A 15,509-nucleotide genomic window follows, 5' to 3' on the forward strand; every position below is an offset into this window, starting at 1 on the left:
GGCGGCGCGCCCGGCGCACGCCTAGAAGTACGTGATCCCGTGCGGCGTGCGGGCCGGCGTGAGCATCGCCCGGAGCAGCGCGGGCGCCGTCGGGTCCGCCGCACGCACGAGTCCGGCCGCGGCGAGGGTGACCGGGGACACCGAGCCGATGAGCACCGCGCCGAGGTCCGCCACGTCGAGCCGCAGGTCGGCCTCGCCGTCGGCGCCGTCGGACAGGCGCGTCACCGTGCCCTGCCCGTCGGTGACGTCGAGCCGGTAGGTGCCCGACGCGAACCCCATCGCGTCGGACACGGCGAGCGTCACCGAACCGTCGACCGCGTACGGCCGGCTGCTGAGCACCGCCGGCACGTCGAGCACCCGGAGCCAGACGTGGTCCTCCTCGTGCTCGACGTCGTAGGCGCGGTTGTCGCCGAGGGCCGCGACGATCGGGTCGTCGAGCCGCGAGCGGCTGTACTGCACCACGTCGTTCAGGTCGATCGAGAGCAGGAACTCCCAGAGCGACAGGTACGCGGCATCGTTCGCGTAGACCAGGTCGACGATCTCGAGGACGGTGTCGCCCTTGCCCTCCTTCACGCGCCAGGTCACGTAGCCGTCGACCTCGTCGGAGTCGTCGGGGCGGTGCACCGCGGCGCGGACGTCCTTCGCGGGCTGGCCCTCGCCGTCGCGGAGCCCGAACACGATCGGCCACGTGCCGGCGTTCCGGACCATCGAGCCCGGGGTGCGTGCGTCGAACCGGTCGAACACGGCGCGCCCGGTGCCCTCGGCGAGCCACTCCGGCGTGACGACCGCGACGGTGCCGGTGGTCGGCGCGAGCAGCGGCAGTGCCCGCTCGCGGCGGACGGTCACCGCCCGCTCACGGATCGCGCAGCCGAAGCCGAAGCGGCGGTAGATGGTGCCCTCGGACGCGGTGAGGGACGCGACGGCGTAGCCCTCGGCGACGCCGCGCTCGAGCGCGTGCGTCATCATGCGGCGGAGGATCCCGCGCCGACGCTCGGTCGGTCGGACCGTCACGGCCGAGATCGCCTGCGTGTCGATCGCGGCGCCCTCGGCCCACGTCAGGCGCTTGCGGAACCAGGTGAAGGTCCCGGCCGGCCACGTCTCGTCGACCGAGCCCGGGAACGGGTCGCGCAGGTACACGCCGAGGAACGTCTCCTGGTCCTCCAGGAAGTGCGACGCCATCCGCGCGGCACCCTCGGCGTCGGGGTGGGCTTCGTGGAACCCGAACCCGACGGCGCGCATCCACGCCTCGGTCTCCGGCGTCGGCGCCCCCTCGGCGTCGGTCGTCGGCGCGAACTCGCGCAGGTCGTAGCGGTCGTCGAATGCGTCGTTGCTGGCCACGAGCCGACCCTACCGGTGCGCTCCACGCGGGCGCCTCCCTCGCGCGGTGGAGCAGCAACCGTCGAGTGGACGGGGGTGACCCGACGTCTGCTGCTCCACGGGCGCACGCGTTGCGTGCGCGGTGGTGACCGGCGTCGGCGGGGGGGGGGGGGGGGGCCCCCCCCGGGCCCCCCCCCCCCACGCCTGGTCACGACGGGACGCGGGGCCGGTCAGGGCGTGCCGCGCCGCGCCTCCTGGTCCACCACCTCGTCGAGGTCCGCCAGCTTCCGCATCTGCTGCAGTGGCCGCGCCATCCGGTTGTTCTCCCGCAGCGCGGGCTCGGTGCGCGACAGGAACGCCCAGTAGCCGGCGGTGAAGGGACACGCGTCCTCGCCGAGCCGCTTGGTCGGGTCGTAGCGGCACCCGCCGCAGTGGTCCGACATCCGGTCGATGTAGCGGCCACCGGAGGCGTACGGCTTCGTCGCGACCATCCCGCCGTCTGCGTGCTGCGACATCCCGATGATGTTCGCGGGCATCACCCAGTCGGTGCCGTCGACGAACACGTCGGTGAACCACTCCGTCAGGTGGACCGGGTCGTAGCCCCGCTGCAGGGCCCAGTTGCCGAGCACCATGAGCCGTTGGACGTGGTGCAGCCAGCCGTGGTCGTGCAGACCCTCCATCGCGGTGGACAGGCAGACCGCGTCGATCTCGGACGCGTCGAGCTCCTGCCACCAGCGGGGGAGCCGCTCGTGTGCGCCGAGGGCGTTCTCCTCGGCGCCGTAGTCGTCGCCGAACCACCAGTAGAGGTGCCAGACGTAGTCGCGCCAGCCCGCGACCTGGCGGACGAAGCCCTCGACGCTCGCGAGCGGGGCGTCGTGGTCGCGGTGCGCGGTGAGGGCTGCCTCGACGACCTCGAACGGGTCGAGCACGCCGAGGTTCATCGGCACGCTGAGCAGCGAGTGCGCCATGGTCCAGTCGTTCGTCAGCGTGGCGTCCTCGAACGGCCCGAAGTCCCCGAGCCGGACCTGCACGAAGTCGTCGAGGGCCTGCCGGGCCTCGTCGGCGGTCACGGCGAAGCGGCGGGTGTCGTCCCTGCCGACGAAGCGGACGAGGCCGTCGCGTTCCCAGCGGTCGAGGTCGTGGCGGACTTCGTCGTCGATCTCGTCCTCGGTCGGCCACCACGGATCGGGCAGCCCGAGCGTGGTCGCTCCCCTGGGCGGTGGTTCCCGGTTCTGGTCGTCCAGGCTGAACCTCCCGCCGATCGGCTCGTCCGCGTGCATGAGCCAGCCCTCGCGGCGGCGGACCCGCTCGTAGTGGGTCTCCATCCGGAAGCGTCCGGTGCGCTCGGCGGCCCACTCGGCGAACTCGGCCTCGTCGGTGATGAAGCCGCGGCTCGGCCGGATCTCGGTGCCACGGCCCCAGTGTCGGACCTGCGCGCGCAGGGTGCGGGAGGGCGGGTCGACCACGTCGAGGTCGTCCCGGCCGACCAGGGCGTCCTTGAGACCCTCGACCTGCACGTGCTCGGCCCGGTCGCCGAGCTCCCGCACCCGGTGGCGGAGGGCGCTCAACCAGAGGTGTGCCTTCGCCCGGTGCATCGGTCGGGCGGTGAAGAACTCGCGCGCCTCGACCACCAGCGCGGGGCCGCCGTCGTCGAACAGCGGTCCGTACTGCCCCGGGAGGACGAGCCGGGTGCGGTCGGTGCTGCCGGCGTCGGTGCTGCCGTGGTCGGGTGCCATGCCCGGACGCTACCGGCGGCGTGTGACGCCCGGCTGACGGCGCGTGTGCCCCGACGTCGGCGTCGGCGGCCAGGGCTGGCCCGGCGGCCGCGTTCCGGTCGCACGACGTGCCGCTCGTGTTCGGCGGGCGCGGCACGTCGTGCGACCGGAACGGCCGCCGACGGCACGTCGTGCGACCGAGGGCCGCCGACGACCGGCGTCGGCGACGCCCCCTGCACGGGTCGGACTGGAGGCCCGGATCGCCCCCGCCCCGCCACCCCCGTCCCGGCGCTCGGTACGCTCCGAGCATGTGGCCGACCGAGCAGGACTGGCGTGCGTCCGTCCCGCGTCTGCTCGCCCGCGCGGTCGAGCGCTGGGACCTGCGCCCCGGCGAGCCGTACGCGGGCGGCAGCGTCTCGCACGTCGTCCGAGTGCGGCTGCCCGACGGCGGCGATGCCGTCCTCAAGCTGTCCCTGCCGCACCGCGAGGCCGAGCACGAGGCAGCAGCGCTCGGGTGGTGGGACGGCGCCGGGGCGGTCCGCCTGCTCGCCGTGGACCCGGACGACCCCTTCGTGCTGCTGCTCGAGCGCTGCGAGCCCGGCACCCGCCTCGTGCAGCGTGACGACGTGCCGGCCGAGGAGCGCCTGCGCACCGCGGGTGGTCTGCTCACGCGGCTCTGGGCGACCGGGATCCCGGACGACCACCCGTTCGAGTCCGTCGCCGACGTCGCCGCGGAGTGGGCGGCGCTCGCCGAAGCCCGGATGCTCGAGCTCGCGCCACCCTTCGACCCCGGACTCGTGCGCCGCGGCACCGACCTGCTCCGCACCCTGCCCCGCGACGCCCCACGGTCGGTGGTCGTGCACGGGGACGCGAACCCCGGCAACGTGCTCGCGGCGGTCCGGGAGCCGTGGCTCGTCATCGACCCGAAGCCGATGGTCGGCGATCCGGCCTACGACCTGAGCCCGGTGCTCGTGCAGGTCGGCGACCCCTTCCGCACGGGCGACCCCCTGCGCGCCGTCCGGCACCGGGTCGCCGTGCTGTCGGACACGACCGGCCAGTCCCCGGACCGCATCGCCGCCTGGTGCACGGCGCGGCTGGTCGAGTCCGCCCTCTGGTCGGTGAGCAGGGGAGCGCTCGGCGACGGTGTCGACGCGATGGCCCGTGCTGCGGTGGTCGACGGGCTCGGCGCCTGACCACCGCGGGGTTCACCTCCGCGGGAGCCCGGCGACGTAGGCCGTGAGCACCGCGTGCGGATCGACGGCGGCGACCGCGCCGACCCGGTAGAGCAGCAGGGCGTCGACGATCCCGACGAGGTCCCGTGCTGAGCCGTCCGGGTCCACGACGCCGATGCCGTCGAGCAGGGTCCGTGCCGCTCGGACGAGGTCGTCACGCACCGGGTCGGCGCCGGTCAGGGGAGCACGCAGTCCGGGATCGTCGCGCAGTTCGACGAGGAGCGCGAGCCGGGCGGCCTGTGCATCGCCGCGAGCAGCGAGTGCGTCGAGGAACCCGGTGGCGACCGCGACGACCGAGGCGTCGTCCGGGTCCTCCGGCAGCTGGAGTCCGGCGACGTCGGACGCCAGCTGCTCGGTGATCCGCGCCGCCACCAGCGCGAGCAGTGCGTGCCGGGTCGACGCGTAGTACGTCGTCGACCCGGGCGGGACCCCTGCCTCGGTGTCGACGCCGCGGTGGGTGAGCGACCGCGCGCCGCCGCGCGCCACGAGGCGGACCGCCGCGTCGGCGAGGTCGTCGCGTCGTCCCAATGGCTTCCCCTCTCGGCCAGGACATCGTACTGTTCTCTACATCTGTAGAGGATCGATCGGGAGGGTGTCGTGCGCGCAGTCGTCGTCGGCGGGGGAACATCGGGTCGAGCGATCGGAGCGGCGATCGCCGCGCGGGGCTGGGCGGTGCAGGTGTCGTCGCGGCGGACGGGGTTCGACGTCCTGCGCGACGACGTCGCGGCTGTGCTCCGGGGTGCCGACGTGGTGGTCGAGGCCACCGGTCGCTTCACGACGAGCCGCCGACGAGCCACCGACTTCTTCGTCCGGTCGACCACCGCGGTCGGTTCGGCTGCCGCAGCGGTCGGGGCGCGGCACGTCCTGCTCTCGGTCCTCGGGTGCGAGCGTCCGGAGGTGCAGGGGTACGGCTACTTCGCCGGCAAGGCAGCGCAGGAACGGGCCGCCGCGACGACCGGTGCCGAACTGTCGGTGGTGCGCTCGACGCAGTGGCACGAGTTCGCGGAGCAGAACGCCGAGCGTTTCGGTGTCGGTCGCGTCGCGCTGGTCCCGGCGATGACGATCGCTCCCGTGGCGCTGACCGCGGTGGCCGCCGTCGTGGCGGAGGTCGTCTCGGGTGAGCGCAGGGAGCGACGCGTCGAGGTCGCCGGGCCGCGGCGGACGACACTGCTGGCGATGACGGAGTCGCTGCCCGCTCCCGGCATCCGTGCGCTGCCGCTCCGCATCCCCGGTCGGCTGGGGCGCGCGTTCCGCGACGGTGCGCTCCTGCCGGACGTGGGTACGGAGGTGGTCGGACCGTCCTTCGACGAGTGGCTCACCGCGCGGTCGCGCCACTGATGCCGGTCGGCCGGTCGGCCGGGGCGTCGCGCTCGCGGCAGGCCGACCGGCACGACGGCGTCCGCTCAGCGCGTGCCGGCGACGACGGCGTCGAGTGCGTCGTCCGCAGACCTCGGCTCGCGGCCGAGCAGCGTCCGGAGCGTCGGGTCCGTCCCCGCGAACCACCCTCCGGCCGCTGCCTCGTACATGCCGAGCAGGAACCGGACCATGCGTTCGTCCTGCCCCGCCGCGACGGCGCCGCCGACCCACTGTTCCGCGTCGACGAGCCGGAAGCCGACGTCGCGACCGACGCGCTCGGCCAGCCGGTCCGTGAGCTCCCCGAAGGTCGGTGCCGCGGTCGCGGTGACGGTCACCGGTCCCTCGGCCGGCGTCTCCTGCAGCAGCAGGGCGGCGGCCGCCTCGGCTGCGTCCTCACGGGCGGTCCAGGACACCGGTCCGTCTGCCGGCAGGGCGACCGTCCCCGTCTCCGGCCACGGCCCCAGCAGCCACTGCAGGCTGTGGGCGTAGAAGCCGTTCCGGAGCGAGGTCCACCGGAGGCCCGACTCGGCGAGCAGGTCCTCGGTGGCGGCGTGGTGCTGTGCCGGCACGAACGGGGACGCCGCTCCCGCGCCCTGGTGGCTCGTGTAGAAGACGTGTCCGACGCCGGCGCTCGCCGCGGCCTGCACGGCGTTCCGGTGCTGCCGGACGGTGTCCCCTCCCGGGTCGTTCGACGAGACGAGCAGCAGGCGGTCCGAGCCGGCGAAGGCCTCGACCAGGCCCGCCGGGTCGTCGTAGTCGCCGTGACGCACCGTCACGCCGCGCTCGGCGAACCGCGCGGTGCGTGCGGGGTCCCGTGTCACCACCGTGAGCCGGGATGCCGGGAGGTGGTCGAGGAGGTGGTCGGCGGTGGCGCCGTTGAGTGCGCCGGTCGCTCCGGTGATCGTGATCATGGTGGCCTCGTTCGTGTTAGCGGTGGAAACACGAGAACCGTAGCGCTGGTTTTCGGTGGAAGCAAGCACCTGTTAGCGTTGATCCGTGACCAGTACCGCACCGGCGATCGACTCCCGTCGCGACGTCCGCGAGCGCATCGTGGTCGGCGCTGCGGAGCTCCTCCACGACGGCGGTGTCGACGCGGTGACGACGCGAGCGGTCGCCGCACGGGCAGGAGTGCAGGCGCCCACGATCTACCGGCTCTTCGGGGACAAGGACGGACTGCTCGACGCGGTCGCCGAGCACGTCATGACGGTGTTCAGCGCCGAGAAGGCCGCGATGGTCGACGCCGCCGGAGCGGACGGGACGGACCCGGTCGAGGCGCTCCGCGCGGGATGGGACGCGACCATCGCCTTCGGGCTCGCCAACCCCGACCTGTTCGTCATCATGAGCGACCCGCGTCGCGGGCGAGGGTCACCCGCCGTGGCGGCCGGGCTGCGTGTGCTCGAGGAACGGTTGCGACGGGTCGCGGTGGCCGGACGTCTCCTCGTCGGGGCGTCGGAGGCGGTCCGGCTGGTGCACGCGGCCGGTACCGGTGCCGTGCTCGCGATCCTGGGGGAACCGGAGGGCCGACGCGACCCTGCCCTGGCCGAGACGGTCTGGGCCGCGGTCGAGGCGCAGGTCGTCGTCCCCGAGCGCGACGTCGTCGCCGGTCCCGACCGGGCGCTCCGCACCGCGGCGTCGACCCTGCGCGCCGGCGTCGAGGAACTCGACCGACTGACGGCAGCCGAGCGCGCTGTCCTGGCGGAGTGGCTCGACCGCGTGGCGGCGGGGCGTCGGGAGTCCGACTCCGGAGGAGCCTGACCCTCCGACCCGCGTCGGACGCAGCTCAGTCGGTCGCGCCGATCGGCGGGTCCACGAGCAGCGCGACCCGGTCCCGCAGGTAGTCCTCGAGCGGCACGGCGGTCCCGGAGGTGGGGGACCAGCGGACGACCGGTTCGCCGTCGACCACGGCGAGCACACCGTCGGCCCCGACGAGCGAGTCGTCGAGCGGGATCGGCACCGCGCCGTGGTTGACCGTGTCGCCCGCGGCGAAGTGCCCCTTCGCCGCGGCCGCCCGGTAGGCGCGGCGCACCTCGGCGGAGACCGAGACGAACTGCTGGCGTCCGGGGTCGGTCACGCGGGTGATCTGCCCGGTCGCCCAGACCCCGCCGGCGGTCTCGGAGGACGATCCGAGCAGCAGGGCTCCGACGCGCCAGACCCGGCCGAGCGAGCGGATCGTCGGCTCCCGACGGATCCCGAGGACCGCGCGGGGCTCGACGTACTCGCCGAGGGCCTCGTCGCGGACGCCGGCTGCCCGCAGGCGCGCGGCCGCGTGGTCGAGCAGGGTCTGCGCTCGCCGCACCGCGTCCTCCACGAGCCCGTCCGTCACGCTGCCCGAGCCTAGACCGGCACGTCACACGGGGTCGCGCGGCCGGAGGAATGCGCCCGCTGCCCGTACGGTTGCACGGTCTCGGAACGAGGAGGGCCCATGGGCATCGTGCGGTGGTTGTTCGACGCGCAGCTCGTCATCGGCGACCAGACCGTGCTCTGGCGCGAGGTGATCGGCAACGTGTTCGGGCTGCTCAGTGCGCTCGGCGGGATGCGTCGCAGGGTCTGGGCGTGGCCGGTGGGGATCCTCGGGAACGCCCTGCTCTTCACGGTGTTCATGGGTGCGCTCTTCGACACTCCGAACCCGGTGAACCTGCTCGGCCAGGCCGGCCGACAGGTCATGTTCATCGTCGTCAGCGTCTACGGGTGGTACCGGTGGACGCACCGCGCGGACGAGGCGACGACCGTCGTCGAGCCGCGGTGGGCCTCCTGGTCGACCCGGGGGCTGCTGGTGCTGGCGCTGGTGGGCGGCACCGCCGTCCTGACACCCGTGTTCCGGGCCCTCGGCTCGTACGAGCCGGTCTGGAGCGACGCCTGGATCTTCGTCGGGTCCGTGCTGGCGACGTACGGCATGGCGAAGGGCTGGGTCGAGTTCTGGCTGATCTGGGTCGCGGTCGACCTGGTCGGGGTGCCGCTGCTCTTCTCGGCCGGCTACTACGCGTCCGGGCTGATGTACGTCTTCTACGGCGCCTTCACCCTGACCGGGTTCTTCGTCTGGGTACAGCAGGGGCGCAAGCCGTCGGCGGCGCCGGTGACGGTGGGCTGACGCGCTCGACAGGTGTTGCCTGACCCCCGCACTGGGTGGAGACACGCCGGGGCCGGGTGCGGTGGACTGTCGGGATGGCAGACATGCACGGCGGGTCCGTCGAGGGCGACGCGTCGCTGGCCGAGCGGATCGTGCGCGGGGCGATCCGGGCCTACCGGCTGCACCCGTTCCACGAGGTCGACGCCGGTACGGTCGCCGAGACCTGCGGCGTGGACCGCACGGTCGTCGACCGGCTCTTCCCGACCTGGGACGGACTGCTCCTGGTGGTCTACGACCGCTGGCTGCAGCTCCGCGGATCCCGCCGGTCGTCGGTGCCGCGGTGCACGCTCGAGCACGTGCGGATGACCCTGGCCGAGGACGTCGCCGACCCCGGTCTCGTCCGGGTGCTCGCGGGCGTCGTGACCCTCGCCGCGTCCGAACGGGACTTCGCCGGCTTCTTCCGCAAGCGCTTCGAGGAGTACGTCGAGGAGCTCACCGTCGGGCTGCAGCGCGACGTCGACGCCGGTCTGGAGACCATCGGCATCCCCGCCCACCAGGCCGCGACCCAGTTGCTCGCGGTCTACGAGGGACTCCAGCTGCAGATGCTCGTCCGGCCGTACCTCGACGTCCTGGTCGAGTACGACCGTGCCGTGCACACGCTCCGGCACGGCTGGCGTGAGCCCGAAGCCGTGGCCTGGGACGTGGACGAGGCGCTCGTCCGCGGCTGACCCACGAGCGGTGCCGCCGTCGACACCCGTCGGCCCGTCGACGACCCGCGTCCGTCGGACCGCGTCAGCGTGCCCGGGCTCGGCCCCGGCGCCAGCCGGCGATCTGCCGCACCGTGACCTTCGACCCGTACTGCGCCACCGAGTGGCGGAACAGGTACTCGGCGAACCAGAGCAGCACCGCGGCCACGGCGAACACCTCGACGATGCAGACGACGGACTCGACGACGGACAGCGATCCGACGGCGTTCCGGACCATGGCGGTGATCGGCGTGAAGGTGGGGAAGTACGTGAAGAACGCCGCCACCGGCGACGACGGCGTCGTCATCACGAAGAACGCCGCGTAGAGCGGGATGATCAGGGCGAAGATCGCGGCGGACTGCAGCGTCGAGGCGTCCTTGATCGAGGGCACCGCAGCGCCGACGGCGACGAAGAGCCCGCAGGCGAGCAGCACCCCGCCGACGAGCAGCAGCGCACCGACGACCATCCGCCACGGGTCCACCGTCAGGCCGCCGAGCCGCGACGCGACGAGGGGCAGTGCGACCAGGGCGACCGCGAGCCCCGGCAGCACGACGACCCCGACCTGCACGAGCCCGACGAGCAACATGGCGAGGACCTTGCCCCGGATCAGGTCACCGGCCGTCACCGCGGTCAGGATCATCTCGGAGATGCGGTTCTCCTTCTCCTCGACGACCACCGTCACCATGCGGGTCGCGAGCAGGATCACGATGCCGAAGAACGCGAGGGCGTAGAGCAGCGGCGGGACGATCGACAGCCAGCCCGGTGCGACGCGGCCGTCGGCGTACGTGGTCAGGTCGGTCGACGGCGGGGCGCGGAGGAGCGCGACGGCCTCGTCGTCACCGACCGAGGCCGCGACGCTGCGTTCCAGCACCCGCTCGGCGAGCGAGGAGTAGCCACCGTTCTCGAACAGTCCGCGGTCGGCGGCATCCAGCCGGATCGCCTGCGCCGACGGCTTCTCCGGGTACTCGACGAAGAGCTCGAGCGTGCCCGCCCGGACGGCCGCGCGGTCGGCGGCCGGGTCGTCGGACGGCGACCCGCCCCACTCGGCCGCGACCCGCGCCGACACCAGGCCCGAGTGGTCGACGTACCGGAACGAGGTCTTCGCCGCCGAGGCGCTCGACGAGATCGAGTCGGAGCCGGCCGCCTGTCCGACGCCGACGAGCACCGAGACCAGGACGACGACGATCGGGAGCGCGAGGGTGCCGATCCAGAACGCGGGCTTCTTGACGGCGCGGACGAACTCGAAGCGCACGACCGTCCCGAGCCGACTCACGCCGCCGCCCCGCTCGCGGTGGTGTGCTGCGTCGACGCCCGGCCGGCCGGGGCCTGGTCGGCCCCGGCGTCGTGGCCGTAGACCTGGACGAAGATCTCGTCGAGCGGGATGCGGCGCATCTCGAACGCGGTCACGTGCACACCTGCGCCGACGAGCGCGGCGAGGATGTCCGACCCGTCCACCGCGGCTGCCTCGGTGGGCACCAGGTGGGCGACGTGACCCTCGTGCCGGGCGAGGCGGTACAGGGGAGAACGGGGGACCGTGCCGGTGAGCTGCACCCGGGCGACGGCGCCGCCGAAGGCGTCCTGCACGTCGGGGATGCTGCCGTACGCGGCTGCCCGGCCGTCCTTGAGCAGCAGGATGCGGTCGCAGAGGCGCTCGACCTCGTCCATGTGGTGCGTGACGAGGACCACGGTCGCGCCGTCCGCCTTCCGCTCGTCGACCAGGTCGAGGAGCAGCCGACGGTTGACCGGGTCGAGCCCCTTCGTCGGTTCGTCGAGGATGAGCAGGCGCGGTCGGTCCATGATCGTGATGCCGAGCTGCACCTTCTGCTGCTGCCCGCCGGAAAGCTTGTCGACACGGAGCTTCGCGCGGTCGGCGAGCCCGACGCGCTCGAGGTACTCGGTGCTCCACGCCGCGGCCTCGGTGCGGCGGAGGCCCCGCAGCGTGCCGAAGTAGGTCATGACGTCGAGCACGGACTCCTTGCGGTACAGCCCGCGCTCCTCGGGCAGGTACCCGATGCCGCCGGTCGCGGGTCGGTACGGTGCGCCGTCGACGAGCAGGGTGCCGGAGGTCGGCGTCGTGATGCCGAGCAGCGCCCGGATCGTGGTGGTCTTGCCCGATCCGTTGCTGCCGAGCAGCCCGAAGGTCTCGCCGGGGGCCACGTCGAACGACAGCCCGTCGACGACGTCCCGGTCCCCGAAGCGCATGACGAGGTCCCGCACGCTGATGCTCGCGCCGCTCATGCTGCCGACCCTACCGGCGGCCGCCGCGAGTTCCGCCGCCCGTTCCTTCCCATCGCACGTGCGGTGGGAAGCGAGAACGGGCGTACCTGGTCGAACGGTTCGACCCGGTACGCCCGTTCCCACCTGGTACGCCCGGTCCTGCCCGGTGGGCGACGACCGAGGTGACCACACGACGGACGGGAGGCGCGGTGCCTGCCTGCACCGCGCCTCCCGTCCGCCACCGGGTTCCGTCAGGAACGCAACCAGGCGGTCCCCACACCCGACAGTGCGCCGTCTGCCACCGGCGCGGAGGCGAGCAGTAGCTCGCCGGCGGGGAGTGCGTACGGCTCGTCGCCGAACACCGTCACGCTCGTCCAGCCGTTCGGCCGGCGGAACGCGAGCACGTCGTCGCGACCGGTCTCGAGCCACTCGAGGTGCTCCTCGGACTGCAGCTGGCCGCGCAGGCCCAGGGCCTTCCGGTACAGGTTCAGCGTCGAGTCGGGGTCGGCGTCTTCCGCCTCGACCGAGACCTGCGCGAACCACGCCGGCTGCGGCAGGTGCGAGCCGCCGTCGCCGAACCCGAACGACGAACCCTGCCGCGTCCACGGGATCGGCACGCGGCAGCCGTCACGGCCCACGTCGACGCCCGGGTTCCGGAAGAACGCCGGGTCCTGGCGCTCGGCGTCGGGGATGTCGCCGACCTCGTGCAGGCCGAGTTCCTCGCCCTGGTACAGGTACGCGGAGCCGGGCAGTGCGAGCTCGAGGAGCGTCGCCGCCTGGGCCCGACGGAGTCCGAGCGATCGGTCGAGCGCCGCCTGGTCACCGCCCGCGAGCAGCCACGCGGACCCCTGCTTCTGCTCGTCGCCGTTGCGGGCGGGCAGTGCGTAGCGGGTGGCGTGCCGGACGACGTCGTGGTTCGAGAACACCCACGTCGTCGACGAGCCGGACTGCTCGGCGAGCCCGAGGTTGAACTCGATGATCGTGCGGAACTGCTGTGCGTCGAAGTCCGCCTCGAGCAGGTCGAAGTTGAACGCCTGCCCGAGTCCCTCGGCGCTGGCGTACCGGGCACGGCGGTCGGCTGCGACCCAGGCCTCGGCGACGGCGGTCCGTGCCGGGGTGTACTCGTCGAACACCGTGCGCCACTCGGCGTAGATCTCGTGCACGTCGTCGCGGTCCCACAGGATGTGCGAGCCGTCCTTCGGGGCGGCGAGCACCTCGGCCCACGTGGGCAGCTCGCCCGCGGGCAGGTCCTTCGCCAGGCCGTGCGCCACGTCGATGCGGAAGCCGTCGACACCACGGTCCGACCAGAAGCGCAGCGTGTGCAGGAAGTCGTCGCGCACCTCGCGGTTCGCCCAGTTCAGGTCGGGCTGCTCCGTCGCGAAGTTGTGCAGGTACCACTGGCCGTCGCCCACGGCGGTCCAGGCCGGGCCGCCGAAGATCGACACCCAGTCGGCCGGCGCCTCGGACCCGTCGGGACCGGTGCCGTCGCGGAACACGTAGCGGTCCCGGGCCGGGCTGCCCTTCGGCGACGCCAGCGCCTCGCGGAACCACTCGTGCCGGTCGCTCGTGTGGTTCGGCACGATGTCGACGATGACCCGGATGCCGGCGCCGTGCAGGGCATCGACCATCTCGTCGAAGTCGGCGAGGGTGCCCAGACGCGGGTCGACCTCGCGGTAGTCGTCGACGTCGTAGCCGCCGTCGGCCAGTGCGGACGGGTAGAACGGGCTGAGCCAGACGGCCTCGATGCCGAGGGAGGCCAGGTACGGCACCCGCGAGGTCACCCCGCGGAGGTCGCCGATGCCGTCGCCGTCCGCGTCGGCGAACGAGCGGGGGTACACCTGGTAGACGCTCGCCTGGCGCCACCAGGTCTCGGCGTCGATGGCGGCTGCGGGCTGGACGAGCGTGTCGGTCACGTCGGGCCTTTCGTTGTTCGTGCGGGTGGTGGTCGTGGTCGTTGCAGCTGCGTTCGTGTCCGCGGTCGCGGACTGCGACGGCGGGGTCACTTGATCGCGCCCTGGGTCACGCCGGCCATCACCCATCGCTGGGTGACGAGGTAGACGATGATCGCCGGGGCCATCGCCATCAGGTACGAGGCGAACGACACGTTGTAGTTGTTGCTGAACTGCGTCTGGAACATCTGCTGCAGCACCGGCAGGGTCTGCAGCGCCGGGTCCGAGGTGATCAGCGACGGCATCACGAAGTCGTTCCAGGACGCCAGGAACGCGAAGATGCCGACGGTGGCGCTCATCGGCGCGAGGAGCGGGAACACCAGTCGCCAGAACACCTGCCCCGTGCTCGCACCGTCGATGCGGGCACTCTCCTCCAGCTCGGCCGGGATCGAGCGCAGGAACGCGGTGAAGAGCAGCACGCTGAACGACAGCTGGAACATGACGTGCAGGATCGCGACGCCGAACGGGTTGTCCAGCCCGGCGAGGCCCGTGAGCTTCACCTGCGACAGTGCGAGCACCGGGAACGGCAGGAACATCGCGGCGAGCAGGTAGAAGAACGACCAGCGGAAGAAGCGGCGCTCCCAGTTCCGGGCGATGGCGTACGCCGTGAACGACGCGAGCAGGATCGTCCCGACGACGGTGATCGCCGCGATGAGCACCGAGACGCCGAACGCCCGCGGGAAGTCCGTGAGCTCCCAGGCCTGCACGAAGCCGTCGACGCTGAACGGCGCCGGCAGCGAGAACGCGTTGCCGTCCACGGCCTGCGTCGTGGTCTTGAACGCCATCGTCACGGTGACGTAGAGCGGGACGAGGACGGACAGGGTGCACAGCGCGAGGACGATCGTGACCGGCCAGTTGAACCGTTCACCGCGGCGTCCGGCGGTGCGGTCGGCGTCGACCGACCGGATGCTGCCGGTCGCCGTCGTGCCCGGACGGAGGGGTGCTTGCATGGTCATCAGAGCGCTGCCTTCCCGCGGGTCGCCCGCAGCTGGATCACGGCGATGACGACGGCGATCACGAAGAAGATCGTCGCGTTCGCCATCTGGTACGCGTAGTCGCCGCCGCTGAAGCCCTTGAAGATCGACATCGCGACCGTCGTGGTCGAGGTGCCCGGGCCGCCGTCGGTCAGGCCGACGACGATGTCGTACGAGTTCAGGAAGTTCTTGAACCCGATCACGAGGTTGATGAGGATGTAGCCCGCCGTCAGGGGTGCGGTGATCGAGACCAGCTGCCGCCAGGCGCTGGCACCGTCGAGCGCCGCGGCCTCGTACACCTCGCCGGGGATCGACAGGACGCCGGCGATGTAGATGAGGAGCGTCGACGGGATCGCCTGCCAGGCGGTCACGACGACGATCGCGACCCACGCCAGGTCGGGGTTCGCCAGGATGCTCTGCTCGAGCGGGGCGATGCCGAGCGTGGTCGCGAGCGCCGGCAGGCTGTTCGCGAAGAGGAACGAGAACACGTAGGCGATGACGATGCCGGAGATCACCATCGGCAGGACGAAGACGCCGCGGAGCGCGATCTTGCCGCGGATCTTCGACGTCAGCGCGATCGCGAGCAGGAACGCCACGGCGTTCACCAGGAGCACGGTGACGAGCGAGAACCCGATGGTGAACAGGTACGCCTGCAGGATCGCGGGGTCGGAGAACACCGCGACGTAGTTCGTCAGGCCGGTGAACCGGAACTCGCCGAAGCCGACGGAGTTCGTGAAGCTCAGCACGATGCCCATCGCTGCGGGGAGCGTGATGGCGAGGGTGAAGAGCACGAGCGTGGGGACGAGGAACAGGAGGAAGAGCGGATCGACGCGCTTGGCGCGTCCGCGGACGCCGGCCTGGAGGCGCGGTGCGGCTCCGCCCCGGCGGCGGCGGTCCGCCGTCGTGATCGATTCGGTGGTCGTGGTGGCCAAGGTC

General features: G+C 72.7%; 15 protein-coding genes. 5 read left to right on the plus strand and 10 right to left on the minus strand.

From position 1 onward, the window contains the following. Positions 1-21 precede the first annotated feature (21 nt). Together M3666_RS03780 and M3666_RS03785 are read right to left on the minus strand one after the other, a co-directional pair. Entirely contained in the window at positions 22-1,338 is a 1,317-nt protein-coding gene (locus tag M3666_RS03780; protein ID WP_066655609.1) for a GNAT family N-acetyltransferase, read from the minus strand. A gap of 209 nt (positions 1,339-1,547) precedes the next feature. Then, positions 1,548-3,053, minus strand: a complete 1,506-nt coding sequence (locus tag M3666_RS03785; protein ID WP_251154544.1) for a cryptochrome/photolyase family protein — start codon at positions 3,051-3,053, stop codon at positions 1,548-1,550. Positions 3,054-3,340: 287 nt separating this feature from the next. Between M3666_RS03785 and M3666_RS03790 the strand changes: the two genes are divergently transcribed. Further along, on the plus strand, positions 3,341-4,225 hold the full coding sequence (locus M3666_RS03790) for an aminoglycoside phosphotransferase family protein (RefSeq protein ID WP_066655587.1): 885 nt from the start codon (positions 3,341-3,343) through the stop codon (positions 4,223-4,225). Between the two features lie 12 nt (positions 4,226-4,237). On the opposite strand, the gene M3666_RS03795 is transcribed toward M3666_RS03790, so the two are convergent. Beyond that, the gene (locus M3666_RS03795; RefSeq protein ID WP_251154545.1) at positions 4,238-4,792 is read right to left on the minus strand and encodes a TetR/AcrR family transcriptional regulator; all 555 of its coding nucleotides are present in this window, start codon (positions 4,790-4,792) and stop codon (positions 4,238-4,240) included. Between the two features lie 69 nt (positions 4,793-4,861). Between M3666_RS03795 and M3666_RS03800 the strand changes: the two genes are divergently transcribed. Next, positions 4,862-5,602, plus strand: coding sequence for a hypothetical protein (locus M3666_RS03800; protein ID WP_200884106.1), 741 nt, complete (start codon positions 4,862-4,864; stop codon positions 5,600-5,602). A gap of 65 nt (positions 5,603-5,667) precedes the next feature. Here M3666_RS03800 and M3666_RS03805 read toward each other — a convergent pair whose 3' ends face one another. Beyond that, entirely contained in the window at positions 5,668-6,531 is an 864-nt protein-coding gene (locus tag M3666_RS03805; protein WP_066655578.1) for an NAD(P)H-binding protein, read from the minus strand. A gap of 85 nt (positions 6,532-6,616) precedes the next feature. Between M3666_RS03805 and M3666_RS03810 the strand changes: the two genes are divergently transcribed. Next, positions 6,617-7,375 (plus strand): TetR/AcrR family transcriptional regulator, encoded by a 759-nt coding sequence (locus M3666_RS03810; protein WP_066655576.1) that lies wholly within the window; start codon positions 6,617-6,619, stop codon positions 7,373-7,375. Between the two features lie 25 nt (positions 7,376-7,400). Here M3666_RS03810 and M3666_RS03815 read toward each other — a convergent pair whose 3' ends face one another. After that, entirely contained in the window at positions 7,401-7,943 is a 543-nt protein-coding gene (locus M3666_RS03815) for a hypothetical protein (RefSeq protein WP_081985001.1), read from the minus strand. 99 nt (positions 7,944-8,042) lie between these two features. On the opposite strand from M3666_RS03815, the gene pnuC reads away from it, so the two are divergent. After that, a complete protein-coding gene (gene pnuC / locus M3666_RS03820) occupies positions 8,043-8,708 on the plus strand; it encodes a nicotinamide riboside transporter PnuC (RefSeq protein ID WP_066655568.1) in 666 nt (221 codons plus the stop codon). 74 nt (positions 8,709-8,782) lie between these two features. Continuing rightward, positions 8,783-9,415: a TetR/AcrR family transcriptional regulator gene (locus tag M3666_RS03825; protein ID WP_066655565.1), complete on the plus strand. Its 633-nt coding sequence runs from the start codon at positions 8,783-8,785 to the stop codon at positions 9,413-9,415. Between the two features lie 64 nt (positions 9,416-9,479). Here M3666_RS03825 and M3666_RS03830 read toward each other — a convergent pair whose 3' ends face one another. The 5 genes from M3666_RS03830 to M3666_RS03850 form a co-directional block, all read right to left on the minus strand. Continuing rightward, on the minus strand, positions 9,480-10,706 hold the full coding sequence (locus tag M3666_RS03830; RefSeq protein ID WP_066655562.1) for an ABC transporter permease: 1,227 nt from the start codon (positions 10,704-10,706) through the stop codon (positions 9,480-9,482). Next, a complete protein-coding gene (locus tag M3666_RS03835) occupies positions 10,703-11,671 on the minus strand; it encodes an ABC transporter ATP-binding protein (RefSeq protein WP_066655558.1) in 969 nt (322 codons plus the stop codon). Before M3666_RS03835 ends, M3666_RS03830 begins: the two co-directional genes overlap by 4 nt. 230 nt (positions 11,672-11,901) lie before the next feature. After that, the gene (locus M3666_RS03840) at positions 11,902-13,563 is read right to left on the minus strand and encodes a glycoside hydrolase family 13 protein (RefSeq protein ID WP_251154546.1); all 1,662 of its coding nucleotides are present in this window, start codon (positions 13,561-13,563) and stop codon (positions 11,902-11,904) included. 86 nt (positions 13,564-13,649) lie between these two features. After that, a complete protein-coding gene (locus M3666_RS03845; protein WP_066655554.1) occupies positions 13,650-14,555 on the minus strand; it encodes a carbohydrate ABC transporter permease in 906 nt (301 codons plus the stop codon). Next, complete coding sequence (locus M3666_RS03850; RefSeq protein ID WP_066655553.1) at positions 14,555-15,505, minus strand: carbohydrate ABC transporter permease; 951 nt, start codon at positions 15,503-15,505, stop codon at positions 14,555-14,557. The genes M3666_RS03845 and M3666_RS03850 overlap by 1 nt, the downstream gene beginning before the upstream one ends. Positions 15,506-15,509 lie beyond the last annotated feature (4 nt).

Origin of the sequence: Curtobacterium sp. ODYSSEY 48 V2 (genome assembly GCF_023712625.1) — a bacterium.
Taxonomy (GTDB): Bacteria; Actinomycetota; Actinomycetes; order Actinomycetales; family Microbacteriaceae; genus Curtobacterium.